Genomic DNA, 26269 nt, shown 5'->3' on the forward strand with positions numbered 1-26269 from the left:
GCCACCGGTTCAAGAACCGCCCGGCGCGGGGCATCCAGCCCCCGGCGTTCACCTCGCAAGCCGCCGCATAGGGAGAAAATCATGACCAAACCCGCATGGGACCCATCTCAACCGATCCTCGAGATTAGCAACCTCTCGATCTCTTTCTTCACCCGCCTGCGCGAAATCCCGGCGGTGATGGATTTTTCCTGCACCGTGATGCCCGGTGAGGCCATGGGGCTGGTTGGTGAGTCCGGTTGCGGTAAATCGACGGTGGCGCTGGCGGTAATGCGCGACCTTGGCAAGAACGGCAAAATCGTTGACGGCACGATCAAATTCAAAGGCCGTGACCTGACCAATATGGGCGAGGAAGAACTGCGCAAGCTGCGCGGGTCGGAAATTGCAATGATCTATCAAGAGCCGATGGCCAGCCTGAACCCGGCAATGACCGTGGGCGCGCAATTGGCCGAAGTGCCGATGATCCATGAGGGCATGGCCAAGAAAGACGCCTGGGCGCTGGCCCGCCAGATCGTGGCCGACGTGCGCCTGCCCGACCCTGACCGCATCGTGAACGCCTATCCGCATCAACTTTCGGGCGGTCAGCAACAGCGTATCGTGATCGCCATGGCGCTGATGTCCAAGCCCGCGCTGCTGATTTTGGACGAACCCACAACCGCATTGGATGTGACGGTTGAGGCGGGGATCGTCGATCTGGTGAAAGAGCTGGGCAAGAAATACGGCACCTCTATGCTGTTTATCAGCCACAACCTTGGGCTGGTGCTGGATGTCTGCGACCGGATTTGCGTGATGTATTCGGGCGAGGCTGTCGAAACCGGCAATATCGCTGAGGTCTTTGACAAGATGCGCCACCCCTATACCCAAGCGCTGTTCCGCTCTATTCCGCTGCCCACGGCAGATAAAAACTCGCGTCCTTTGGTGGCGATTCCGGGTAACTTTCCGCTGCCGCATGAACGCCCACCGGGTTGCAATTTTGGCCCACGCTGCGATTATTTTGAGGCGGGGCGCTGTGATACTGGCCCGATCAAAATGGCCCCGGCGACCGGCGATCGCCACGCCAGTCGCTGTGTGAAATTCAGGGAAATCGACTGGGACGCGCCGTTGGTTGCTGTCGTGAAGCAAGAGAAAACTCCCGTCGGCGAGGTCGTTCTGAAAATGGAAGACCTGCGCAAATATTACGAGGTTTCGGGCGGGTCACTGTTTGGTGGCGGGGCGCAAAAGGTGGTCAAGGCCAATGAAACCCTGTCATTTGAGGCCCGCGAGGGCGAAACACTGGCAATTGTGGGCGAATCGGGCTGCGGCAAATCAACCTTTGCCAAGGTGCTGATGGGGTTGGAAACCGCAACCAGCGGCAAGATTTTCCTTTACAATCAAGATATCCAAGACACCCCGATTGAAAAGCGCAATGTTGATACGGTGTCATCGGTGCAAATGGTATTCCAAAACCCGTTTGATACGCTGAACCCGTCGATGACGGTGGGGCGACAAATCATCCGGGCGCTGGAAATCTTTGGTGAGGGCGATTCGGAGGCCGACCGCCATCGGCGGATGCTGGAATTGATGGATCTGGTAAAGCTGCCGCGTGAATTTGCCGACCGTATGCCGCGCCAGCTTTCGGGCGGGCAAAAGCAGCGGGTGGGCATAGCACGGGCCTTTGCCGGCGATGCCAAGATTGTGGTCGCGGATGAGCCGGTTTCGGCGCTGGATGTCTCGGTGCAGGCGGCGGTGACGGATTTGCTGATGGAGATTCAGCGCAAGAACCGCACGACCTTGCTGTTCATCAGCCATGATCTGTCGATCGTGCGCTATCTCAGCGACCGGGTGATGGTGATGTATCTGGGCCATGTGGTGGAAATGGGCACCACCGATCAGGTGTTCAGTCCGCCCTATCACCCCTATACCGAGGCGCTGCTGTCAGCGGTGCCGATTGCCGACACCAAGGTCATCAAAAAGCGGATCGTGCTGGAGGGTGATATTCCTTCGGCAATGAACCCGCCGCCGGGTTGCCCGTTTCAGACGCGCTGCCGGTGGAAAGACCAGGTGCCGGGGGGCTTGTGTGATACGCAGGTGCCGCCGGTGAAGCATTTGGAAACCGGGCATCAGATCAAATGCCACTTGTCGGATGAAATCCTGGCCGAGATGGAGCCGGTGATTACCATCGCGGCGGAATAGGATTTTTGGCGCGCGAAAGGGGTCAGGCGCCGGGGGGCCGACTGCCCCCCGGACCCCCCGTGGATATTTGTGCCGAAAAGAAAGCGGGACTCGCTTGGAGGAAAAGGGATGATAAAAAAGGGGGGGGGGGGGGGGGGGGATGGAAGGAAGGAAAAAAAGGAAGGGAAGGAAAGGGGGGGGGGAAAAAATGGGGAGAGTGGAAGTTGGGGGGAAAGGAAGGAGAAAGGAAAAAAAAAAAAAGAACAATAGAAGCGTTGATCGGGGTCTTTGGATGCTTTGTGTTTACGTAAACGGCTTGGCGTGTGAAACTTTTTATCCTTGAACGGGTTCTTGTCGCCCTGCCCGCGCAGCATGATGCGAAATCGGCGTTCCCGGCATATCAAAATGGTCGCGCAAGCCATTGACCAGATAGCGTTTATAGCTTTCCTGCATCAAATCGGGGTGCGAGCACATCACCACAAAGCCCGGCGGGCGGGTTTTTACCTGTGTCATATAGCGCAGCTTGATGCGGCGGCCGCCGGGGGCGGGGGGCGGATGCGCCTCGGTCATGGCCCCCAGCCATGTGTTCAGGCGGTTGGTTGGAATACGGCGGTTCCAGATATCATGCGCGCGCAGAATTGCACTGTGCAAGCGGTCAAGCCCGCGCCCGGTTTTGGCGGAAACGGTCACCAATGGCGCGCCGCGCAACTGCGGCAGCAGGCGTTCAAACATCTCGCGCAGTTCGGCCAGCTTTTCCTGCTTGTCGCCTTCCAGATCCCATTTGTTCACGGCAACAACCACCGCGCGACCTTCGGTTTCGGCGTAATCCGCGATGCGAAGATCTTGCTGTTCGAACGGGATATCCACATCCAGCAACACCACGATCACCTCGGCAAAGCGCACCGCGCGAAGGCCGTCCGAGACCGACATCTTTTCCAGCTTGTCGTTGATTCGCGCCTTTTTGCGCATGCCTGCGGTGTCAAAAATCCGGGTCGGCGTGCCGTACCAATCGGTTTTCACCGAGATAGCGTCGCGGGTAATCCCGGCCTCGGGGCCAGTCAGCAGCCGATCTTCACCGATGATCTTGTTGATAAGGGTGGATTTTCCGGCATTCGGGCGGCCAATCACGGCGATTTGCAGTGGTTTTGACGCCGTCGGCTTGTGCCATTCGGGGTCAGCCTCCAGGTCGGCCTCTTCCTCGGGGATATCGACATCGGTGATGGGTGCGTCGGCCTCGGCGCGTTCGCGGAATTCATCGCCAATGGGGCGCAGCAGGCGGTAAAGATCGTCGATCCCTTCGCCATGTTCGGCGGAAATGCGCAGGGGTTCGCCAAGGCCAAGCGACCAGGCATCAATCGCGCCCGCATCCCCGGCCTTGCCTTCGGATTTGTTCACGCCAAGGATGACGCGCGCGCCTTTTTTGCGCAAGATATCGGCAAATACCTCATCCGTTGCGGTCACTCCAACGCGGCCGTCCAGCAAGAACAGGCAGACATCAGCCATATCAACCGCGCGTTCGGTCAGGCGGCGCATCCGCCCTTGCAGGCTGTCATCGGTGACATCTTCAAGCCCGGCCGTATCAATCACGGTAAACCGCAGATCGAATATCTTGCCGTCGCCTTCGCGCAGGTCGCGGGTAACGCCGGGCTGATCATCGACCAGCGCCAGTTTGCGCCCGACAAGGCGGTTGAAAAGCGTAGATTTGCCCACATTGGGGCGGCCAACTATGGCGAGGGTAAAGCTCATCTTGGCCCCTCCGGGGGCTTTGGGGGTCAGTTTGCCCCTTTGCGGGGCGGGTAAGTCAGTTTGCCCCTGTGCGGGGCGGGGGCGTCAGTTTGCCCCGTCTGGGGCGGGGTGTCAGATCATCAAGCAGTGGCCATACACCGCATGACCGTCAACGGAAAGCGTGAAGTTGCCCATTGCCCGAAACGACATACATCACACCGCCAGCCAAGGCCGGTGCCGCAGCAGCCCCACCAGGCAGTGCAACCGTGCCAACAAGCGCCCCATCGGTCGGGTTGAACATGCGGATCAGCCCATCACCCGAGGCGACAACAATGCGGCCACCCGCCAGGACCGGGCCATAATGCGCCGTGATCGCCTTCAGCTTCTTGGCCTTCTCTGCCTCAAAATAAGGCATCGCAACCGACCAGATCGGCTCGCCGGTGCTGGCGTCAAGCCGAACCAGCTTTGCCTCATCCGAGATCAGGAAAACCGACCCACCAACCGGCAGAACCGCGCCGTAGGCCGCCTCATGCGCTGACCAGATGGGCGCGCTGGTGGCCGTTTCAATCGCGCTTATCCGCCCGCTTTGATTACCGACATAGGTAACCGCCCCATCAACCACCGGATCGCCCGCGATATCGGTCACGCCGGAATAGCCGCGCCCAAGCCGCGCGCCTGCGATGCTGGCCGACCAAAGCCGTTCCCCGCCGTTTTTCGAGGCCGCAACAAGATCACCATTGCCAAAGGGAAACAGAATCGCGGTGGCAGTCACGGCGGGCCCACCAGCGCCGATGATACCCGAGGGCGAGGGCGTGCCAGCCACTTGCCATTCCACCTTGCCATCCTTGACGTTGATCGCCCAGGCCGTGCTGTCGCGCCCGACGACGTAAACGCGGTCATCCGCAACCGTGGGGCTGCCCGCAGCGGGTGAGCCCAGCTTTTGCCGCCAGATCACGCCGCCGCTGGCAGGATCAATCGCGACAAGCTCGCCTTGCCCGGTCGCCGCAAACAAGCGCCCGCTGCCATAGGCAAGCCCGCCACCTGCCCCGCTGGCCCCTCGGCCCCCCGCAGGCGTCAAATCAACCGACCAAAGTTTCGCGCCCGAGGTCGCAACCGCCGAAACCCCAGAGGTGGAATCCATCGTGAACACCCGGCCACTTGCAACGACAGGCGCGGCAGTGATGCGGTATTTGCGGCTGTTGCCGCTGCCGATATCAACCGACCAGATACGCGCCGGCGCGGCCGAAAGCGCGGCATTGGGCATGAGATGCTGCGCGTTATTGGCACGATGCGTCCAATCTGCATTGGCACGCGCGCCCGGCAAGCTGATCGGGACCGCACGATTTTCGATAGTGCCGAACACATCGGTTGGGGCGGGCTTGCCCTCTTCGGTCAGGCTGGCTGCCAGCGGGGCGCGGGCATTGAACCGTTCGCCTTGCAAGATCAGTTCTTTTTCACAGCCGGCAAGCAAAAAAAAGCCCCGCCATCAGGCACAGGGTTTTGCCGGTTTTGGTCCGCGTGTCAGAGAAAGAGATCATCTGTATCTGCCCTTTGTCCAGCGCCGGTTGCGCCGTTTGTTTTGGCCGTCTGTTCTGGTCATCGCGTCTGACCCTTTGGTCTGGCCGTATGTTCCATCTGCCAAGCGCCGAAAGCAAGGCCTGAGTGATGGCCCGGCCAGCATTGCCCAACTTGGTTCTAACCTTCTGCGGTTTTGCCGCCCAAGGCTTCAATCATTTGTCCCGCGCGTTGGCGCAGGCCGGTCGGGGCCTCTTGATCGGTTGAGAGCGCCCGCAACTGCGTAATCGCAGTTGCGGTATCGCCTGCCTCGACCGCCAGATAGGCCAATTGTTCCAGGGCCAGCGTGCGGAATGGCCGCCCCGGAATGGCCAGCGGATCAAGGGCTGCGCGGCGCGCGGCAATATCCATATCGCTGCCGGCAAGAATGACGCGGCGCAGCACGGCCAGATCGCGGTAGGTTTGCTGCACGCTGGCATCATTGGCAACCGCCTCAAGCGCCGCCAAGGTTGCCAGTTTATCATCTGCAGGGTCCGAGGCCAAAAGCAGCTTTTAAATCGCAAGCTGGTCAGCGTTGCCACTGGCCACTGTCGCCGCATCCGTCAAAGCGCTGCGCCGCGCCTCGGGGCTGTCTTTATCCAAGGCGGTCAGCAAGGCATCGCCAAAGGCTTTTGCCGCCGATGAATGGCTGGCCTTTTGCCATTCGGTATAGGCGGCACCGCCCACGATCAACGCGACCAGAAGAATTGCGATCCAGCCATATTTGCGAAACATCGCAAACAACCGGTCACGACGAACCTCTTCGGTTACTTCTTCGATGAAGCTTTCTGTATCGCTCACGCCTGTCTCCAATTCTTTGAAACCGTCTTACACGCAAGGCCAAGGGCTTGCCAAGCCCCGCCCCGATGCTTGCGCCCGCCAATGTTTGGCCTGAGCAGTTTTTTTATGGTGATACGCAATATTTTTTAGCATTTTGGCCCGGCTTTGCTATATGAGGCCGAAATCCCGGTGCCTTGTGGCGCTTCGGGAATTTGTTTAATCTGAACCCAACAGTTCAGCGTACAAACCACATACGCCCCCCAAAGACCCGGCCCCCAAAGGCGGCACGGACGGTCGTCAGCGAGATATAAAGGCCACAAGATGCGCATTTTTCCGATTATCACTGCCGCGATTGTCATGGCGGCGCTGTTTTTGCTGGTGTTCCAGCGTGACAGGATTTTGGCCTTTGCATCAGGCGAGATGGCCCCTGTGACCGAACAGGCCGCCCCAGTCGATGCCCCCCCGGCGCAGGCCGAGGCAGGCATAGCGGAACGCCGGGTCCGGGTTTTGGCGCTGCACAGCCTTGCACAACTTGCAGACAGTGCAATTTTGGCCCGCGGTCAAACCGAAGCGGCGCGGCAGGTGGTGGTAAAGTCAGAGACATCAGGGCTGATCGTGTCAGAGCCCCTGCGGCGCGGCGCATATGTGACGCGGGATCAGGCGTTGTGTGTGCTGGACCCCGGCACGCGCCAGGCGCAACTGAAAGAAGCGCAAGCGCGGTTGATGGAGGCCACAAGCCGCCTGCCCGAGTCCGAATCCCGGCTGATTGAAGCGCGCGCAAGGGTGTCAGAGGCCGAGATCAACGCGCGGGCCGCGACACGGCTGAGCCAGGACGGGTTTGCCTCGGAAACCCGTGTGGCGGCGACGATTGCGGCGGTGGAAAGCGCACGCGCTGGGGTGAACGCCGCGCAATCGGGGGTTTCGGCGGCGACTGCCGGGATAAGGTCAGCCGAGGCGGGGATTGAGGCGGCCGAGCGTGAAATCGCGCGGCTGACGCTGACGGCGCCATTCGACGGGCTGTTGGAAACCGACACCGCCGAATTGGGCGCGTTGTTGCAGCCCGGCGCCCCTTGCGCCACGGTAATTCAACTGGACCCGATCAAGCTGGTCGGTTTTTTGGCGGAAACCGATGTGGATAAGGTAAGCGTCGGGGCGATGGCGCGGGCGCGGCTGGCGTCAGGGCGCGAAACCGTTGGGCGGGTGACGTTTCTCAGCCGTTCGGCCGATCCGCTGACCCGCACCTTTCGGGTAGAGGTGACGGTGGCCAATGACGGGCTGAACATCCGCGACGGGCAAACCGCTGAATTGATGATTGCGACGGCGGGCAAGCCTGCACATTTGCTGCCAGCCTCGGCCCTGACGCTGGATGATGACGGCCGGTTGGGGATTCGCGCAGTGAACAGCGAAAGCCGGGCCGAATTCATGCCGGTCCTTTTGCAGCGCGACACGGTTGAGGGCGTCTGGGTCGAGGGGCTGCCCGATGCGGTGGATGTGATCGTGGTCGGGCAAGAGTTTGTGATTGATGGTGTGGCGGTCGATGTGACCTACAAGGATGTCGCCCAATGATCGGTATCGTTGACTGGGCCGCAAGCCGCGCCCGTATGGTGATTGCCTTTGTCGCGCTGTCCTTGCTGGCGGGCAGTTTCGCCTATTTTTCCCTGCCAAAAGAGGGCGAACCGGATATTGAAATTCCGGCCTTGTTCGTTTCCGTCCCCTTCCCCGGCATTTCGGCGGCAGATTCGGAAACCTTGCTGGTCAAGGTGATGGAAACCGAACTTTCCGGCCTTGACGGGCTGAAAAAGATGTCCGGCACGGCATCTGAGAATTATGGTGGCATCGCGCTGGAATTTGAATTTGGTTGGGACAAGACCAAGGTCATCGCCGATGTGCGCGACAAGATGAACACCGCCGAGGCCAAATTTCCGGCGGGGGCCGATAAATATTCGATCAATGAGATCAACTTTTCCGAGTTTCCGATCATCATCGTGGCCTTGTCGGGCCAAGTACCCGAGCGCACGTTGCTGCGCGCCGCCAAGTCAATGCAAGACCGGATCGAAGGCATGGATTCGGTGCTCAAGGCCGAGTTGGCAGGCCACCGCGACGAGATGCTGGAGGTGGTGATCGACCCGCTGCGGCTGGAGGCCTATAACGTCACCGCCGCCGAGCTGATTTCTGTCGTGCGCAACAACAACCAGTTGATCGCGGCGGGTGAGGTTGAAACCGAAAACGGCGCCTATGCGGTTAAAATTCCGTCCTCGTTCAAGACCCCGGCGCAGGTTTATGCGCTGCCGGTCAAGGTGAATGGCGATCGCGTCGTGACGCTGGGCGAGCTTGCCGAGATTCGCCTGACCTTTGAAGACAGGCTGGGCACCGCGCGCTTCAATGGCAAGACCACGGTGGCTATACAGGTGGTCAAACGCAAAGGCTTCAACCTGATTGATACTGCCGCCGAGGTGCGCAGGCAGGTGGAACTTGAACGCGCAGGCTGGCCGCAGGAATTGCGCGACGCGGTGCAGGTGCAGGCCTCGCTTGATCAGTCAACGCAGGTGGAAAGCATGGTCAGCCAGCTTGAAGGCTCGGTTCTGACGGCGATTGCGCTGGTGATGATCGTGGTGCTGGCGTCGCTGGGTACGCGTTCGGCGCTGCTGGTGGGGTTTGCCATTCCGACCTCATTCCTGCTGTGCTTTGTGCTGCTGGCGTTGATGGGCATAACCGTATCGAACATTGTCATGTTTGCGCTGATCCTGGCGGTGGGTATGCTGGTCGATGGGGCGATTGTGGTCGTGGAATACGCCGACAAACGCATCACCGATGGCGCGGGCCCGATGGCAGCCTATACCGAGGCGGCCAAGCGCATGTTCTGGCCTGTCGTCTCGTCCACCGCGACCACGCTTTGCGCATTTTTGCCGATGCTGTTCTGGCCCGGTGTGGCAGGGGAATTCATGGGCCTGCTGCCCGTCACGATGATTTTCGTCCTGCTGGCCAGTTTGATCGTGGCGCTTGTCTATTTGCCGGTGCTGGGCGGCGTTTCGGGCCGGGTCAGCCGCAAGTTCGACACTGTCGCCAAGCTGTTGAAACCCTTGCCCTGGCTGGTGCGCGCGGTCCTTGTACCGCCGTCGATGTATTTGATATTTCTGGGCGCGATGCAGGTGTTGAACCCGGCCTATTTGCTGGGGGCGGCGGCCCCGTCGGGGGGGATGGCAGCCCTGCCGGGGGCGCTTTTGTTCGTGCTGGGGGCTGTTTTGACCTCGATCACAATGAGCGCCGCCCAAATTCCGCGCAAACCGCGCCGCATCAAGGGCAGCTACCGGCGCACGCCTTTTGGCTATTTCACCAAATTCATCGCAGGCAACCCGGTGATGCCGGTGATCTCTATCGTGGCGGTGATGGCAGTGGTTGGCTTCACCTTCAGCTATTTCGGCACCCACTCGAAAGGGGTGGAGTTTTTTGTCGAATCGGAAACCGAACAGGCGATTGTATATGTGCGGGCGCGCGGCAATCTGTCTCTGGCGGAAAAGGATAGGCTGCTGCGCCAGGCCGAGGATATCATTCTGAATACCGAAGGCGTGGAAAGCGCCTTTGCCTTTGCCGGTGCGGGTGGCCTGAACTCCAACACCGGGGGGGCGCAGGCACCGCTGGATACCATCGGGCAGGTACAGGTGGAAATGGTGCCGTGGGAAGACCGTGCCGACATCCCAGAGCTGGACGGCGATCTGGTGATGGCACGGATCATGGCCAAGCTGGATAAATTGCCGGGCATCCAGACGGAATCACTCAGCCAAAGCCGGGGCCCCGCAGGCGGCAAGCCGATCCATTTGCGGCTGAAGGGCGATGATTTCAGCCAGTTGGAACAAGCCGTTATCATCGCCCGCGCCAAGCTTGAAACCCTGCCCGCGGTGTTTGGCATAGAAGACACGCGCCCCCTGCCCGGCATCGACTGGCAGATTGATGTCGATGTTGAAAAGGCCGGGCGGTTCGGGGCCGATGTGGCCACTGTTGGTGGCATGGTGCAACTGGTCACCCGCGGAATATTGCTGGACACGATGCGGGTTGACAGCTCGGATGAGGAAATTGAAATCCGGGTGCGGCTGCCGACACAAGACCGCGTGCTGTCAACGCTTGACACGCTGAAGGTGCGAACCCGTGACGGGCTGGTGCCCTTGTCCAATTTCATCACGCGCACGCCGGTGCAAAAGCTGGGGCGCATCGACCGGGTGGACCAAAAGCGCTACTATGATGTCAAGGCCGATGTAAGCCCCGGCCTTGTGGCGCTAAAGGAAAAACAGCCGGATGGCACGACGTCGATTATTGGCACTGCGGCAATCCGCGATGCACAATCCTCTGGGCCAAAGGATCTGGACGGCGGCACCTATGGCTATACGATCCTTGACACCACAAAGCCCATCGACAGCATCGCGGCGCGCGACCTGCTGATTGAACCGATCAACGCCAATGAACGGATTGCGGTACTGACAAAATGGCTGACCGATACCCAACCGCTGCCCAATGGCGTGGAATGGGAATGGACCGGCGATCAGGAAGATCAGGCCGAAAGCGGGGCGTTTCTGTCCAAGGCTTTTGCGGGCGCTCTGGGGTTGATGTTCATCATCTTGCTGGCGCAATTCAACAGCTTTTACAACTCGGTGCTTGTGCTGATCGCGGTGGTTTTGTCAACGACCGGCGTGCTGATCGGCATGCTGGTCATGGATCAGACCTTCAGCATCATTATGACCGGCACCGGGATTGTGGCGCTGGCCGGAATTGTGGTGAACAACAACATTGTGCTGATCGACACCTATCAGGAGTTCAGCCAGTACATGCCCAAGATCGAGGCGATCATCCGCACCGCCGAGCAGCGTATTCGCCCGGTCTTGCTGACCACAATCACCACAATGGCAGGGCTTGCACCGATGATGTTCGGGCTTAGCCTTGATTTCATTGGCGGCGGCTACAGCATCGACAGCCCCACAGCGCTGTGGTGGAAGCAACTTGCAACCGCCGTCGTCTTTGGCTTGGGGATTGCAACCGTGCTGACGCTGATCTTTACCCCGGCCCTTCTGGCGCTGCGGGTGTGGTTTGGCATCGGGGCCTATCGCAGCTTTGCCGCGCTTTCTGCGCTGTCACATGGCAAAGACAGTGCGGCGGCGCGCGACATGGCCGTAAACCGTGCCGCCAGAAAGTTGCGCTCTCCGGTGCTGATATGGGATGAAGGCGGTACAGATCCGAAAGTCACCGGGGGGCCGGAACCCACAGATCCGCAAACACCTGCACCGCGCGATAATGACGCATCACACCGCACGGCAGTCCAGGGCATGCCCCGGCCACCGTTGCGCGCGGCGGAATAAGGCAAACGCCTCAGGCGGCGGCTTCTTCCTCGGACGATTGGCGCGCCCACATGGCAGCATAGCGGCCATTGTTGAGCAACAGCTCATCATGTGTGCCCTGTTCGACGATCAGCCCCGCCTCCAGCACGATGATCTGATCGGCATCGGCAATGGTTGAAAGGCGGTGCGCAATGGTTATCACGCTGCGGCCTTCGCCCATGGCCAACAAACTGTCCTGAATGTCGCGCTCGGTTTGGGTATCAAGCGCCGAAGTCGCCTCATCCAGCAACAGAATGGGCGGATTTTTCAGCAAGGTGCGCGCAATGCCGACACGCTGCTTTTCACCGCCTGACAGTTTCAGCCCACGCTCGCCCACAGTGGTTTCATAGCCATCGGGCAAGGACAGGATGAAATCATGGATCTTGGCCGCCCGCGCCGCCGCGATCACCTCGGCTTCGGTTGCCTCGGGGCGACCATAGGCGATGTTGTAGCGCACAGTATCATTGAACAGCACGGTATCTTGCGGCACCACCCCGATTTGCGCATGCAGGCTGTCTTGTGAGACATCCCGCAAATCCTGGCCATCAATCCGTACAGCCCCGCCCAGCACATCATAAAACCGGAACAACAACCGGCCCACGGTGGATTTTCCCGACCCGGATGGCCCGACAAGCGCAATCCGCTGGCCCGGTGCCACGGTAAAGGAAATGCCTTTCAGGATAGGGCGCTCGGCGTCATAGGCGAATTTGACATTGTCAAACACCACCTCACCGCCCGTGACTTTCAACTCGGTTGCCCCCGGCTTGTCCACCACCTCGGCCGGTTGCCCCAACAGCGCGAACATCTCGCCCATGTCCACCAGCGCCTGACGGATTTCGCGGTACACCGTACCCAGAAAGTTGAGCGGCATGGTGATCTGAATCATATAAGCGTTGACCATGACAAAATCGCCCACGGTCAAAATCTTTTGCTGCACCCCCATCGCGGCCATCACCATGACGATCACAAGACCGATAGTGATGATCAGCGATTGGCCAAAGTTGAGGAAAGACAGGCTTTGCCCGGTTTTGACGGCTGCCACCTCATATTGCCTCATCGCGCCGTCATAGCGGTCCGCCTCACGCAATTCGGCCCCGAAATATTTCACGGTTTCAAAGTTGAGAAGGCTGTCAATGGCCTTTTGGTTGGCATCCGTATCCTGATCATTCATCTGGCGGCGCACGCGTACCCGCCATTCGGTCACTTTCAACGTAAAGATAACGTAGAGTGTGATGGTAACGACAACCACCGCCATATATTGCCAGCCAAACAGCACAGCAAAGATCACCGCGACCATTGACAGCTCAAGTATCAGCGGGCCGACGGAAAACAGCATGAAGCGCAGCAAGAAATCCACGCCTTTGACACCGCGCTCGATAACCCGGCTAAGGCCGCCGGTCTTGCGGGTGATATGATAGCGCATCGACAGGCGGTGAATATGGGTAAAGGTTTCCAGCGCCAGCTTGCGCAGCGCCCGTTGGCCGACCCGCACAAAGATCGCATCGCGCAATTCGCCAAATCCCACAGCCCCAAGCCGCGCGATGCCATAGGCGATGGTCAACCCGACCGCGCCCAGCATCAGCAATGTCGTCTCATCACGCGACTCGCCCGCCAGCGCATCGACGGCGGCCTTGTAGAAAAACGGGGTGGCGACCGAGATTATTTTTGCACAGACCAGCAAGACAAGCGCAATGACAACACGACGCCGCACCCAAAAGGCATCACTCGGCCACAGGTAGGGGATCACCCTGCGGATGGTCTGCATTGCTGGCGCGCCTTTGTGGTTGGCATCAGCACTGGTGGCGGTACTTGTGGTCCTGCGCATTCGGTCCCTTATCTGGCCTTATCCGGCCCTCATCTGGCTCGTGCCGTACCTAATGCGTGGTGCGGGTAAAGGCCAGAGCCAGCGCTTGGTTTGGCATGAAGCGTTACGGTTGCAGATCGGGCAGCGTAAAGACCTGGCCGGGGTAAATCAGATCAGGGTCGCGAATCCTGTCTTTGTTGGCCTGATAAACCTGAACGTAGAGAATCCCTTCACCGAATTGGTCGCGGGCTATGGCCCAAAGGGTAAAGCCGGGCTGCACCGTAACCGTCACCGCAGCCGATGCTGCCGCCAAGGGCTGCTGCGCTTCGGGGGCGGCCGCCGTATCAACGACGGCGGTTTGCCGGCCAGCGGCGGCAGTCGCGGCTGGTGTTGTGCGGTCGGGGGCCGGTGCTGCGGCTGTATCAGCTTGCCCCGCTGCGGTCTGCGGTTGCGCGGTTGCGGCTTGGGGCTGCGCATCCGCAACTGGCGCAGGCCCTGACAAGGGCGCGGTTGGGGCTGGCGGCACAACCTTGGCCTGCGGGTCGGGTGTCGGCGCCTTTGCGCCCGGTATGCGCGGTGCCGGAACGGCCGAAGGGGTGACGAGCGCGGCCAGCGCCTCGCGGGTTTCGCGTTGGAACGGGGTTTCAAACCGCGCTGTCACCTTGCCGTCGCGGTCGATCTGATCGGCCCGCAGCGTATAGCGGCCCGGCACAATATCGGGCAATATGCCACCCCACCCCCCATCCGCGGCAACAGTGAATTCGGCAAGCACCGCGCCATCAAGGTAAAGCCGCACAACCGCGCCCGGCATGCCCCGCCCCCCCAGTTGCACAGCGCCGGTGGTGGTATAGGAAAGCGCATCTATCACCACCGGGCGCAGCTGGCCTGCTGCCTGCGGCGCGCCGGGCTGCATCACCTTCACCCCGTCCGGCCCCATCAGGATGGCTGTAGGCGTTGTTTCAGTCGCGTCATCTTGGGGCGCTGCGTTTTGATGGGAGGCATCATTCTGGGCCACGCCACCCTGTCCCGAGGCGGGCGCCGGGGCAGGCACAGTTGCGTCTACCGCAGCCAGTTCCGGGGCTGTACGCTCTGGGTCGGAAATTGCGGGGCCAGTGGTTGCGGGTGCCGTAATGTCGCTGGATGTCGTCGTGAATTGGGGGGCGCCAGCCGCATCCGGTCCTTGCGCCGGTCGCGGTGGCGAAACGGTTGCCGCCTCGATCAAAGGGGCAACCGGGGCAGCGGCCGGGCCCTCTTGGGCAAAGGATGGCATGATGTCGCCGGGGGACAGTATCACTTGTTCTTCGGACGCAACCTCGCGGCCATCCGCCAGACGCATGCGCAGGGTGATCAATCGGGGCTGCGCGCTGGGGGCCAGATCAAACAGCGCCGCAAAGGCACCCGCGCGATCCGCACTTACGGTTGCAACAACGACGGCATCCACCAAAATCGAAACGCCGCTATAAGGCGCGGCCATGCCTGCGATCTGCGCCGATCCATCCTTTTCAATACGGACCAGATCAAACCTTGGGGCAACCGGCGCCAAAGGAGGGGGCGCGCTATCAACTGCTGTTTCGGGAACAGGCGTGGCCGTGGCGTCGCGCCCGGCTTCAGGCGGTGTTTCAACCAAGGCCAAGGAACGCGTGGCCTCAGGCGCAGGCTGGGCCGAAGAAACCGGGGCCGCCTGTGGCACCACAGCATCTGCCTGTTGGGGGGGCGCGGGGTTCGGTGCCGGCGTGGGTATTCGGTCTGGCGCGGATACGGCCCAAAATGCCAGCACGGCCAAGACGGTGGCAACAGCGCCCCCGCCAAGCATTGCCACCGCTTTGGCCCCTGCCCCAGTTCCATTCCAACCCGCCATCGGTTTCCCCTGCCCATTGACCGCACGCCATCGCTTTCACAAGAACCCCGATATCAGGGGGTAAAGCAACCTTTATTGCAGAAATTTCTCCTGCTCTGCTGCATTGTTCGGTGTTTATGTCAGCCGTGCATCAACCTGCGCCCCCTACCAGAGCATGCTGCACATAACCGCATGCAGCCAAGCGTACAGCCATGGCGTTTCGCCTTTGGCTTGAACCAAGGCCTATCAGATAAAGAGTTGAAATCTTTGATCTCGGGCAGCGATATCTGCGGCCGGCGTCAAGGCGGAACGCTTTGGGGCAAAGGGGTTACAGATGTTGCCGCCCTGCGGCAGACGTTTTAATGCTGTATCGCCTCTAGTGAATACACCAGCAGCGCCGCCACAGCAGCGGGCGCAGATAGGCCAAAGCGTGCGATGGCTCAGGCACTTCCAACACGGGAACATGCATCAACATCTGTAATAAAGCGGTGACAGGCCCCAAACAACACAGGCGCAAACCATCGCCACGGTGCCTTTGTGTGGTTCGCTCATGCGCGGTCGTTTGAACGGCAAAAAACCAGTGGGCCTGACAAGGTTTCCCCCGTCAGGCCCAAAAGCAAAGATAAAGCCGCCAGCACCCTAGAGACGCGACGCGACATTTTCCCAGTTGACCAGCTTATCAAGGAAGTTTGTCAAATAGGCCGGACGCTTGTTGCGAAAATCAATGTAATAGGAATGTTCCCAAACATCACAGCCCAACAATGCGGTTTGGCCAAAGCAAAGCGGGTTGACGCCGTTCTCGGTCTTGGTGACTTTCAGGCTGCCGTCCGTGTCCTTCACCAGCCACGCCCAGCCAGAGCCAAACTGGCCTGCGCCTGCGGCAGAAAACGCGTCCTTGAACTTCTCGACCGAGCCAAAACCCTCAGTGATCGCCTTTTCCAGCACGCCGGGCATCGCAGTGCCGCCCGGTCCCATCATCTCCCAAAACTGGGCGTGGTTCCAGTGCTGGCTGGCGTTGTTGAAGATACCATTTTGCGCAACCGCGCCCTTGTCATAAGTACCTTTGATGATTTCTTCGACAGATTTACCCTCCCACTCGGTGCCGGCAATCAGCTTGTTGCCGTTGTCGACATAGGCCTTGTGGTGAATGTCATGGTGATATTCGAGCGTTTCCTTCGACATGCCAAGCGATGCCAGCGCATCATGCGCGTAGGGTAGATCGGGAAGTGTGAAAGTCATGGCGCAACTCCTGTTGGTTTGTCTTCGTTCATACCTTTAACGCGCGGTGGCGGGCCAAGGTCAAGGCCCAAGCGTCTGAAACAGCCGCCTCGGTCGGGCCCCTGCCTGACCAAACCGGTTTATTGCCTCAATTGGCCTTTGCCGCAGATGCCGTATCAGCAGCAAAACCGCTTGCCAAAGACAACGCAGGTCCCCGCGCTTTGGTTCCCATTTTATTTTGTGCAGCCCATGGGTTTTCAGGCCAAGGTCAATTCGGCGCCTTTGGCCGCCGAAACCGACAAAATCCCCATAACATAGCCCGCAACCGAGCGGAAACTGACCAGCGTATACCCGCCATCATCCGCCCAAAAGGCAGCAGCGACCTGTGCGGCGCGGGTGCGGCGCAACTCTCCCGGCTCCAGCCGGGCCAGATCAACCGGGCAAAGCTTGGCCAAAACCTGATCGGCCTTGGTGCCTTCGATCCGGAACACCGCGCGGGCATCAGAAACATCGGCGGCAAGAAAATGTATCTTGGCCAATGCATTACGCAAGGTTTCCAATGTTTGCGCAACCTCGCCATATGGCAAGATGATCAGCAGCTCATCCGGTGACATCCAGCCCACCGAGCGGCCATCTTTGTGCACAATCCGGCGCGCGGCCGGAACCGATAGCCCCAGCTTTTTCAGTATCGCTGCCAACGGTTTTTCCGACAGATCGCAGCGCAGCGTGATCATGCCCAATGGGCCGATCTCGCGGATTTTGGCAAAGCCGTCAAAGCTTTGCCCGTTCAGGGCGCTGATTGGCACATGCGACGGATTATACATTTTGCTTGTCTCCCGCTTTGTCAAAGAACACTGCGTCGACGATCCGCGCCTTGACGGTGCTGCCATCCAGCTTGTTCAACTCAACCACCTCACCCATGCGCGCGGGGCCGTGTTTGACCAGCCCCATGGCAATTCCCTTCTTTAAGGTCGGGCTATAATAGGTTGATGTTACACGACCTTCTGTGTTGCGCTGGCCGTTCTCATTCAGCCCATCGGCCACCGCATAAGCGCCATCAGGGATGACCGAACCATCCAGCGTCTCAAGCCCCACCAACTGCCAACGATCCGGGTCGGCAAGGAAGGTCCGTTCCATCCCGCGCTTGCCCAGAAAATCGGCTTTCTTTTTGGATACGGCCCAGCCAAGACCCAGATCCAGCGGCGTAACCGTGCCGTCGGATTCATCCCCGATCATGATAAAGCCCTTTTCGGCCCGCAAGATATGCAGACATTCGGTGCCATAGGCCATCGCACCGAATTCGGCACCCTCTGCGTGCAGCAGTTCCCAGAACGCAGCCCCTTGGCTGGCCGGCACCGCGATTTCATACGAAAGCTCGCCCGAGAAACTGATACGGTACACCCGCACGTTAAAGCCGCCAAGCGTGCCATCGGCCCATTGCATGAACGGCAAGGCCTCTTTGGAAACATCCATGCCACCGATTTTTTCCAGCAATTTCCGCGCCTTCGGGCCAACAACTGCAATCTGCGCATATTGTTCGGTGACATTGGCGGTGTAAACCTTCCAGTCCCACCATTCGCATTGCAGCCAGTCTTCCATCCAGCCGTGGATACGGTCAGCCCCGCCCGAGGTGGTGTGACACAGCCAGGTATCCTCATCAATGCGGGCGACCACGCCGTCATCCGACAAAAAGCCCTGCTCATTGCACATCAAACCATAACGGCATTTGCCAATGGCGAGGTTGGACATCATGTTGGTATAAAGCATATCCAGAAAACGCCCGGCATCGGGGCCTTTGACGATGATCTTGCCCAGGGTCGAGGCATCAAGCAGGCCAAGGTTTTCGCGGGTGTTGTTGACCTCGCGGTGCACGGCCTGCTCATGCGTCTCATTGCTGCGCGTATAGCAATAGGGGCGGCGCCAATGGCCGACAGGTTCCCAATAGACGCCGTTCTTTTCATGCCAGGCGTGCATCGGGGTGCGGCGCAAGGGCTGGAACAGATCGCCGCGCGCCTCACCCGTCAGCGCCCCGATGGTGACCGGGGTATAGGGGGGGCGGAAGGTGGTGGTGCCGACCTGCGGAATATCTTCACCCAAACTCTGAGAAAGGACGCCCAGACCATTGATATTGCTTAACTTACCCTGATCAGTCGCCATGCCGAGCGTGGTGTAGCGTTTGGTGTGTTCAACAGATTCGTAGCCTTCACGCGCGGCAAGCTGAACATCCGATACTTTCACATCATTTTGATAATCCAGCCACATTTTCGACCGCAGCGCAATCGGCGCGCCATGCGGCATCACCCAGACCGGCGGAATGGCGGGGGTGTTCTCGACAGAAGTGGCAGAGGCAATGATATCGGCCGCATTGAAAACTCCGGCCGCAGCCCCGACAACAGTGACCATCGCCGCGCCATCATGATTCAGTGGCGGGCGATTGGGATCGGGGATAAAGGCCGACAGATGGGTGGACCATGTCAGCTTGCCGCCGCAATGCGACCAGAGATGCACGACAGGCGACCAACCGCCCGACATGGCAACAGCATCGCAGGCAATCTCTTCCAGAACCGCACCTTCACCGGCTTGCAAACAGACCTGAACGCCGGTCACACGCTTGCCGCCCCTGACCGATGCAATACCGCGCCCCGCCTCCACCCGGATGCCAAGCGCGCGGGCGCGGTTTGGCACATCGCCCGACACATCGGCGCGCGCATCAAGGATTACCGGCACGGACAGCCCCGCCTCGACCAGCGCAATCGCCGTCAGATAGGCGTCATCATTATTGGTGACAACAACGGTACGATCGCCCGGTGACACAGCAAAGTTCACCACATAATCGCGCATGGAACCGGCCAGCATCACCCCCGGAATATCATTGCCGGCAAAGGACAAGGGGCGTTCAATCGCGCCCGTGGCGGTGATGATATGGCCCGCGCGAATACGCCAGACGCGCTGCTTGGGGCGGCCATCCATCGGCGTATGATCGGCGACACGCTCATTCACCAGCACATAGCCGTGGTCGTAAACCCCCGCCCCCATGCAACGCGTGCGCAGGGTGACGTTTTTCATGGTTTTCAGCGCATCAACGGCAGATTTTACCCAGTCTTCGGCGGGCTCATCCTCGACCACATCGCCGTCGACCACCGCGCGCCCCCCCCAATGGGCGGTTTGTTCAACCAAGATCACACGCTTGCCGGTCTGGCCTGCGGTCAGGGCCGCTTGCAGGCCCGCAATGCCGCCGCCGATGATCAGAAGATCACAAAACGCATAGGCATATTCATAGCGGTCTGCATCAGGCTCTTTGGGCGCAGAGCCAAGCCCTGCCGATTGCCGGATGATCGGTTCGAACACATGTTTCCACGCCGCGCGGGGCTGCATGAAGGTTTTGTAGTAAAACCCTGCGGGCAGGAAACGTGACAGGTAATTATTGGCCACGCCCACATCGAATTCAAGGCTGGGCCAGTGGTTCTGGCTGCTGGATTCGAGGCCTGCAAACAGTTCGGTCGTGGTCGCGCGCTGGTTCGGCTCCAACCGATCGGCGCGGCCAAGATTGACCAGCGCGTTCGGCTCTTCCGGCCCGGATGCCACGATACCACGGGGGCGGTGGTATTTGAACGAGCGTCCCACCAACATCTGGTCATTGGCCAGCAGGGCCGAGGCGAGCGTATCGCCCGCGTGCCCGGCCATGCGCTTGCCGTTAAAGGTGAATTCCGCGCGGGTCGTGCGGTCGATCAGGCGGCCGCCGGTGGCGAGACGGGTGCTCATTTGGTAACCCTTTCGGTATATCCGGGCCAATCCGGTCGTTTGGCTTTGATGCGGGCGATCAGATCGGCAGGCGGTTCGGTGCTTTGTGCGGGATAGGTGCCGAACACCTCCAGCGTGTTGGTATCCCGCGCGGCGAGGAACCATTTACCGCAGCCGTAGGCATGGCGCCAGCGTTCGAAATGCACGCCTTTGGGGTTTTTGCGGGCGAACATATAGGATTCGAATTCTTCCGCCGAGGCGCCGGGGCCGAAGCGTTTCAAATGCGCCTCATGGCCGGGGGCGAGTTCGGTTTCCTCGGCGTGCACGCCGCAATAGGGGCATTGAAGGGTCAACATTTATAAAGCCTCGCGATTGCGGAAAGGCCGGGGGGCAGACTGCCCCCCGGACCCCCCGTGGATATTTGTGCCGAAAAGAAAGCGGGGTGGATTGGGGATTGCATCAATGCGCCACCCCCGCCGCGACGCTTTCGTCAATGAAGCGGCCTTCCTTGAAACGGTCCATCGTGAAGGCGGCGGCCAGCGGGCCCGGCTCGCCTTTGGCCATAAGTTCGGCCATGGCCCAGCCAGAGCCGGGGATGGCCTTGAAGCCGCCGGTGCCCCAGCCGCAGTTGATGAAGGTGTTGCCCAAAGGGGTTTTGGAGATGATGGCCGAGCGGTCGCCGGTCATATCGACTATCCCGCCCCATTGGCGCAGCATTTTCAGGCGGCTGATCATCGGGAAGGTTTCGACCAATGCGCGCAGGGTTTCCTCAATATGGTGGAAAGACCCGCGCTGGGTGTAGTTGTTGAACCCGTCGGTGCCGCCGCCGATGACCATTTCACCCTTGTCCGATTGTGACATATAGCCGTGTACGGTGTTGGCCATGACCACCACATCCATGCAGGGTTTGATGGGTTCAGAGACCAGCGCTTGCAGCGCGATTGCCTCGATCGGCAGGCGGAACCCGGCCATTTCGGCCAATTGGCCGGAATGGCCCGCCACCACGATGCCAAGCTTTTTCGTGCCGATATAGCCCTTGGTGGTTTCCACCCCGGTCACGCGGCCGCCTTCGGAACGCACGCCTTTCACCTCACATTGCTGGATGATGTCCATGCCCATGGCAGAACAGGCGCGGGCATAGCCCCAGGCCACGGCATCATGCCGGGCGGTGCCGCCGCGCGGTTGCCACAACCCCCCAAGAACCGGATAGCGCGGGCCATTGATGTTGATGATCGGCAGCAGTTCCTTGACCTTTTCCGGGCCGATGAATTGGGTTTCCACCCCCTGCAGCGCGTTGGCATGGGCCGTGCGCTGATAGCCGCGCACCTCGCTATGGGTCTGGGCCAGCATGATGACGCCGCGCGGCGAGAACATGACGTTATAGTTCAAATCCTGCGACATCGTTTCATACAGGCTGCGCGCTTTTTCATAGATCGCGGCAGAGGCGTCTTGCAGGTAGTTCGAGCGGATGATCGTGGTGTTGCGCCCGGTATTGCCGCCGCCCAGCCATCCCTTTTCAATTACCGCAACATTGGTCAGCCCGTGATTCTTGCCAAGGTAATAGGCGGTGGCAAGGCCGTGCCCGCCTGCCCCGATGATGATCGCATCATAAGACGCTTTGGGTGTGGGCGAGGCCCAGGCACGTTCCCAACCAGAATGATAGCGAAGCGCCTCGCGGGCGATGGCAAAGACCGAATAGCGTTTCATGCGCAGCACTCCGTTGGGGCGGGCTTGGACTTGGGCAGGATCTGGACCTGGGCCGGATTGGCTGCCTGCCTTTTGATATGTTCCAGAGATATAACCACACCTGCATGCGGCACAATGGGGATTTTTGCGACATGGTGCAAGATAGGGGGCAGATACCACCTGCGGCCAGAGGTCTCAAACGGAAATGGTGTTTAAGGCTTTTGCCGGGGCGCGGGACGCATTACATGGGGGGCACGGAAATCAAAGAGGCGGGTTGCAGGTGATTGACAGCATATTTTGGGCGGCAACGGGTATTATCACGCTTTTTGTGGCGGGAATCCTGGTTCGGGCGTTGCGGCGCAGCACTGCTGGCACGCCAACCGACGGCTTTGACGGGCAGGTTTACCGCGACCAATTGTCCGAGATTGAACGGGATTCGACCCGCGGTGTGATCGCCGATGACGAAGCAAAACGTCTGCGCTCTGAAGTGGCGCGGCGGCTTTTGGCGGCAGATCGGGCGGATGATGCGGCGGATGCGGCCAAGCCTGGCCCCCGGTCGGTGCCGGTGTTGGGGGTGATGGCGCTGGTACTGGCGGCAGGTTTTGGCGGTTATGCCTATCTGGGCCAGCCGGGCTATGGCGACCTTCCGTTGAAAGCCCGGATTGCCGAGGCCGAAAAGCTCAGGGCTGATCGCCCCAATCAGGCCGCGCTGGAGGCGGCATTGCCACCGCAACCGCAACTGGAGGCTATAGACCCCGAGTTTCTGGCCTTGGTGGAAAAGCTGCGGGCGGCTGTTGCCCAGCGACCCGAGGATTTGCAGGGCCAACAGCTTTTGGCACGCAATGAGGCCAATCTTGGCAACCTGATCGCGGCCTACAAGGCGCAAGAACAGGTTATCGCCCTCAAAGGCGACAAGGCCACGGATGCCGATATTCTGACCTTGGCAACCTTGATGTTTCAGGCCGCTGACGGGCAGGTTTCGCCCGAGGTCGAGAGCCTGCTGCAAGCTGTGTTGAAGCGTGACAAGCGCAATGACACCGCGCTTTTCTTCATCGGCATCCTGAATATGCAGATCGGGCGCTATGACCTGGCGTTTCGCTATTGGCAAGAGGTCATTGACACCGCACCTGCGGGCAGCCCTTGGCTGGCCGAAGCGCGCAGCCGGATCGTGCCGCTGGCCGAGGTTGTGGGCGTGCGCTATGTGCTGCCCGATGCCCCCGCCGCCACCCCCGGCATGACCCCGGAGCTGAGCGGGCCAAGCGCCGCAGATGTGCAAGCGGCGCAGGATATGACGCCCGAAGATCGCCAGGCCATGATCCGCAGCATGGTTGAAGGGCTGAATGACCGGCTGGCAACCGAAGGCGGAACTGCCGAAGAATGGGCACGCCTGATCTCGGTCTTGGCCAATCTGGGCGAAAACGAGCGCGCGGCGGTCATATTTGCCGAGGCGCAAAAGAATTTTGCCGGGCGTGACGCGGAACTGGCCGTGATACAGGCCGCCGCAGCGCAGGCAGGTCTGGCCCCGTGATCCAATACGAAACCATGGACGGATTTGCAGAATCCTTGCCTGCAATGGGGGCGCTTGCGGGCCTTGATTTCGGGGAAAAAACGATTGGTGTCGCGATCTCCGACAGGTTGCGCAGCGTTGCCACACCCAAGCTGACGATCCGGCGGGTGAAATTTACCACCGATGCCGAAACGCTGCTAAAACTGCTGGCCGAGCATGAGGTCGCGGGCCTTGTGCTGGGCCTGCCGCGCAATATGGACGGGTCTGAAGGCCCCCGCGCGCAGGCCACGCGGGCTTTTGCGCGCAACCTGTCGCGGCTGACGCCGTTACCCCTGGCCTATTGGGATGAACGGCTTTCGACCGTGGCGGCAGAACGCGCATTGATAGAGGCGGATACGTCACGCAAACGTCGCAAAGAGCTGATTGATCACGTCGCAGCAGGCTATATTCTGCAAGGTGCGCTGGACCGATTGGCGCATCTGCGCCGGGAAAAAAGCGGATGAGCGACGATCTCTGGACACGACAAGAAATTGAAAGCCCCTGTGTGAAAATCTGCGTGATTCACCCAGAGGCCCGGCTGTGTATCGGCTGTTTTCGCACCGGCGAAGAAATTCAGAAATGGTCGCGGCTTACCGCGCAGGAACGGCGCGACATCATGGATGTTCTGGCCGAACGCGGAAAAACGCTGACCAAACGGCGCGGCGGGCGTGACGCACGCATGCAGCGCACGCGCGGGCCAGAGCCTGCGGTGGTCTTTGCACCCAAAGAGGATTGAGCCGCTGTTTCAGAACCCGGCAGCTTTGCGCAGCATGTTCAGCGCGACCAGCGAGATGAAAACGGCAAAGATGCGCTTTAGCGGGGCCGGGTCCATCGTATGCGCCAGCTTCACGCCAATCGGCGCCGTCAACACCGTCATCGCAATGGTCAGCGCAAAGGCCGGCAGGTTTACCGCGCCCAGCGTATAGGGCGGCGGATTGGCGATAGGGACCATCAAAAAGCCAATCACCGAAGGCACCGCAATAATGATGCCAAAGCCCGCAGCCGTTGCCACGGCCCGATGAATCGGTATGTTGTAAAGGCTCATGGTCGGCACCCCGAAAGAGCCGCCCCCTATGCCCATCAACACCGAAAAGAACCCGACGCCTGCGCCAATCGCTGCGCGTTTTGGCCCGGTCGGCATCGTTTGCCCCAACCGCCAATGCGACTTGCCAAAGGCCATGTAAAGCCCCGCCGTCAGCGCAAGCACGCCAAAGATGATCTGCAAGGTGGTAGAGCGCAACGACGAAGCCACAAGCATCCCCGCAACCGCACCCGCGCCAATGAAGGGCCACCAGCCCCGCAGCACCCCCCATTCCACCGCGCCTTTTTTGTTATGGGCCATCACCGACCGCGCCGAGGTGACGATGATCGTGGAAAGCGAGGTCGCAAGGCAGACTTGCATCACTTCCGGCCCACCATAGCCCAAATGGCTGAAGGTATAAAAAAACGCCGGAACCAGAATGATACCGCCCCCAACCCCAAGCAGGCCCGCAATGACACCAGCAAAGGCACCGATTGCCATCAGTAACGCGATCATCGGCAGCAGTGTTGCTATATCGGGCATATGCGGTGGCCTTTTGAAAACGGGTTTATGGTCAATAGCAACGCCGATGCCGCAGCGCCAGTGCCACAATCGCGGCTTTTCGGACAATCGGTCTCAGGTCACCACGGCACCGGGGCCCAATTGCGCAAGGGCGGCGTTGTAAACCTCCAGCCCTGCCCCATCGCGGCTTGCCCCTTCCGACAGCACCCGCCGCCAGGCCCGCGCACCGGGGCGGCCATGAAACAGCCCCAGCATATGCCGGGTAATCTGATGCAACCTGCCGCCTGCCTCCAGATGCGCCGCGATATAGGGCCGCATCGCTGCCGCCACCTCAAGCGCGGTTTGCGAAGGTGCATCGCCCCAAAGCGCATCAGCCCCCAGCAGCACCGAGGCCGGATCATGATAGGCCGCCCGCCCAATCATCACCCCATCAAGCCCCTGCCCCAGCAAATCGCGTGCCAGATCAAGCGAGTCAATGCCGCCGTTGATACAGATCGTCAGCTCGGGGAAGTGTTGTTTCATCCGCAGAACCAGCGGGTAATCCAGCGGCGGTATCTCGCGGTTTTCCTTGGGGGAAAGCCCCTTCAGCCAGGCCTTGCGGGCATGGATGATGAAATGCGTCACCCCCTGCGCCCGCCACAACCTCCAAGAATTGCGGCAACATGGTTTCCGGCTCGTGATCATCCACCCCGATGCGGCATTTCACCGTCACCGGCTGGTCGGTCTCGCCTTGCATCGCGGCAACACATTCGGCCACAAGTTGCGGACGCTCCATCAAGATCGCGCCAAAGCACCCCGATTGCACCCGATCCGAGGGGCAACCGACATTCAGATTGATCTCATCATAGCCATAGGGCTGGGCCAGTTGTACGGCTTTGGCCAGTTCCAACGGATCTGACCCGCCAAGCTGCAAGGCGACAGGATGTTCGGCGGCATGATAGGCCAACAGCCGATCACGCGGCCCATGCAAAATAGCAGGCGCAGTCACCATCTCGGTATACAGCATCGCGCGGCGTGTCATCAGGCGATGGAAAAAACGGCAATGCCGGTCTGTCCAATCCATCATCGGCGCAACCGATAGGCGATGCGCGGCGTGAAACCCTTTTTTTATGGATAAATCAGACATATATAAAAGATCTCACTTGGTCGCATTTGGTGTCATTTTGGCATATTAGGGCCGATACATCCCCATCGGCAGTCTTCAGAACCACCAAAACCTTGCCGAGGACTACTGAAAGGGGCTCAATCGTCGAACGCAAGCGCTGGGGATGGCGCGGCCAGCTATCGCGCACAGATCCCTATAAAGGCCAAGGGCCGGATCGTC

At 60.1% G+C, this 26269-nt stretch carries 15 protein-coding genes and 3 pseudogenes; 6 read left to right on the forward strand and 12 right to left on the reverse strand.

The window, feature by feature from the left end:
* Positions 1-81 precede the first annotated feature (81 nt).
* Complete coding sequence (locus tag VDP61_RS11045) at positions 82-2169, forward strand: ABC transporter ATP-binding protein (protein ID WP_323006944.1); 2088 nt, start codon at positions 82-84, stop codon at positions 2167-2169.
* Between the two features lie 263 nt (positions 2170-2432).
* Here VDP61_RS11045 and der read toward each other — a convergent pair.
* From der to VDP61_RS11060, 3 genes and pseudogenes are all read right to left on the reverse strand, one after another.
* A pseudogene (gene der, locus VDP61_RS11050) lies at positions 2433-3894 on the reverse strand (ribosome biogenesis GTPase Der); the annotation flags it as partial.
* 148 nt (positions 3895-4042) lie between these two features.
* Positions 4043-5314 carry a PQQ-like beta-propeller repeat protein gene (locus tag VDP61_RS11055; RefSeq protein WP_323006945.1) on the reverse strand — a complete coding sequence of 424 codons (1272 nt, stop codon included), beginning with the start codon at positions 5312-5314 and terminating at the stop codon, positions 4043-4045.
* Between the two features lie 254 nt (positions 5315-5568).
* A pseudogene (locus VDP61_RS11060) lies at positions 5569-6228 on the reverse strand (hypothetical protein).
* Positions 6229-6528: 300 nt separating this feature from the next.
* On the opposite strand from VDP61_RS11060, the gene VDP61_RS11065 reads away from it, so the two are divergent.
* Complete coding sequence (locus VDP61_RS11065; protein WP_323006946.1) at positions 6529-7773, forward strand: efflux RND transporter periplasmic adaptor subunit; 1245 nt, start codon at positions 6529-6531, stop codon at positions 7771-7773.
* The gene (locus VDP61_RS11070; protein WP_323006947.1) at positions 7770-11552 is read left to right on the forward strand and encodes an efflux RND transporter permease subunit; all 3783 of its coding nucleotides are present in this window, start codon (positions 7770-7772) and stop codon (positions 11550-11552) included. Before VDP61_RS11065 ends, VDP61_RS11070 begins: the two co-directional genes overlap by 4 nt.
* A gap of 10 nt (positions 11553-11562) precedes the next feature.
* On the opposite strand, the gene VDP61_RS11075 is transcribed toward VDP61_RS11070, so the two are convergent.
* From VDP61_RS11075 to VDP61_RS11105, 7 genes are all read right to left on the reverse strand, one after another.
* On the reverse strand, positions 11563-13335 hold the full coding sequence (locus tag VDP61_RS11075) for an ABC transporter ATP-binding protein/permease (RefSeq protein WP_323006969.1): 1773 nt from the start codon (positions 13333-13335) through the stop codon (positions 11563-11565).
* Positions 13336-13498: 163 nt separating this feature from the next.
* Positions 13499-15232 (reverse strand): LysM peptidoglycan-binding domain-containing protein, encoded by a 1734-nt coding sequence (locus VDP61_RS11080; RefSeq protein ID WP_323006948.1) that lies wholly within the window; start codon positions 15230-15232, stop codon positions 13499-13501.
* Between the two features lie 618 nt (positions 15233-15850).
* Positions 15851-16450 carry a superoxide dismutase gene (locus tag VDP61_RS11085; protein WP_323006949.1) on the reverse strand — a complete coding sequence of 200 codons (600 nt, stop codon included), beginning with the start codon at positions 16448-16450 and terminating at the stop codon, positions 15851-15853.
* Between the two features lie 236 nt (positions 16451-16686).
* Positions 16687-17253: a sarcosine oxidase subunit gamma gene (locus tag VDP61_RS11090; RefSeq protein ID WP_323006950.1), complete on the reverse strand. Its 567-nt coding sequence runs from the start codon at positions 17251-17253 to the stop codon at positions 16687-16689.
* Positions 17246-20191: a sarcosine oxidase subunit alpha family protein gene (locus tag VDP61_RS11095; protein ID WP_323006951.1), complete on the reverse strand. Its 2946-nt coding sequence runs from the start codon at positions 20189-20191 to the stop codon at positions 17246-17248. The genes VDP61_RS11090 and VDP61_RS11095 overlap by 8 nt, the downstream gene beginning before the upstream one ends.
* Positions 20188-20526, reverse strand: a complete 339-nt coding sequence (locus VDP61_RS11100) for a sarcosine oxidase subunit delta (RefSeq protein WP_323006952.1) — start codon at positions 20524-20526, stop codon at positions 20188-20190. Before VDP61_RS11100 ends, VDP61_RS11095 begins: the two co-directional genes overlap by 4 nt.
* Positions 20527-20629: 103 nt before the next feature.
* Positions 20630-21877, reverse strand: coding sequence for a sarcosine oxidase subunit beta family protein (locus tag VDP61_RS11105; RefSeq protein WP_323006953.1), 1248 nt, complete (start codon positions 21875-21877; stop codon positions 20630-20632).
* Between the two features lie 259 nt (positions 21878-22136).
* Here VDP61_RS11105 and ccmI point away from each other — a divergent pair, with 259 nt between their 5' ends.
* Genes ccmI through VDP61_RS11120 form a run of 3 tightly spaced genes read left to right on the forward strand, consistent with a single transcriptional unit; the run spans position 22137 to position 24138 of the window.
* Positions 22137-23384: a c-type cytochrome biogenesis protein CcmI gene (ccmI, locus tag VDP61_RS11110; RefSeq protein ID WP_323006970.1), complete on the forward strand. Its 1248-nt coding sequence runs from the start codon at positions 22137-22139 to the stop codon at positions 23382-23384.
* A 14-nt stretch (positions 23385-23398) separates the two neighbouring features.
* Positions 23399-23866 carry a Holliday junction resolvase RuvX gene (gene ruvX, locus VDP61_RS11115; protein ID WP_415234559.1) on the forward strand — a complete coding sequence of 156 codons (468 nt, stop codon included), beginning with the start codon at positions 23399-23401 and terminating at the stop codon, positions 23864-23866.
* Positions 23863-24138, forward strand: coding sequence for a DUF1289 domain-containing protein (locus tag VDP61_RS11120; RefSeq protein WP_323006954.1), 276 nt, complete (start codon positions 23863-23865; stop codon positions 24136-24138). The genes ruvX and VDP61_RS11120 overlap by 4 nt, the downstream gene beginning before the upstream one ends.
* A 9-nt stretch (positions 24139-24147) precedes the next feature.
* Here VDP61_RS11120 and VDP61_RS11125 read toward each other — a convergent pair whose 3' ends face one another.
* Together VDP61_RS11125 and dusA are read right to left on the reverse strand one after the other, a co-directional pair.
* Positions 24148-24966 (reverse strand): sulfite exporter TauE/SafE family protein, encoded by an 819-nt coding sequence (locus VDP61_RS11125; RefSeq protein WP_323006955.1) that lies wholly within the window; start codon positions 24964-24966, stop codon positions 24148-24150.
* A gap of 93 nt (positions 24967-25059) precedes the next feature.
* Positions 25060-26011 (reverse strand): annotated as a pseudogene (dusA, locus tag VDP61_RS11130) (tRNA dihydrouridine(20/20a) synthase DusA).
* Positions 26012-26269: the final 258 nt, after the last annotated feature.

Source organism: Pseudorhodobacter sp. (genome assembly GCF_034675685.1).
GTDB lineage: Bacteria > Pseudomonadota > Alphaproteobacteria > Rhodobacterales > Rhodobacteraceae > Pseudorhodobacter.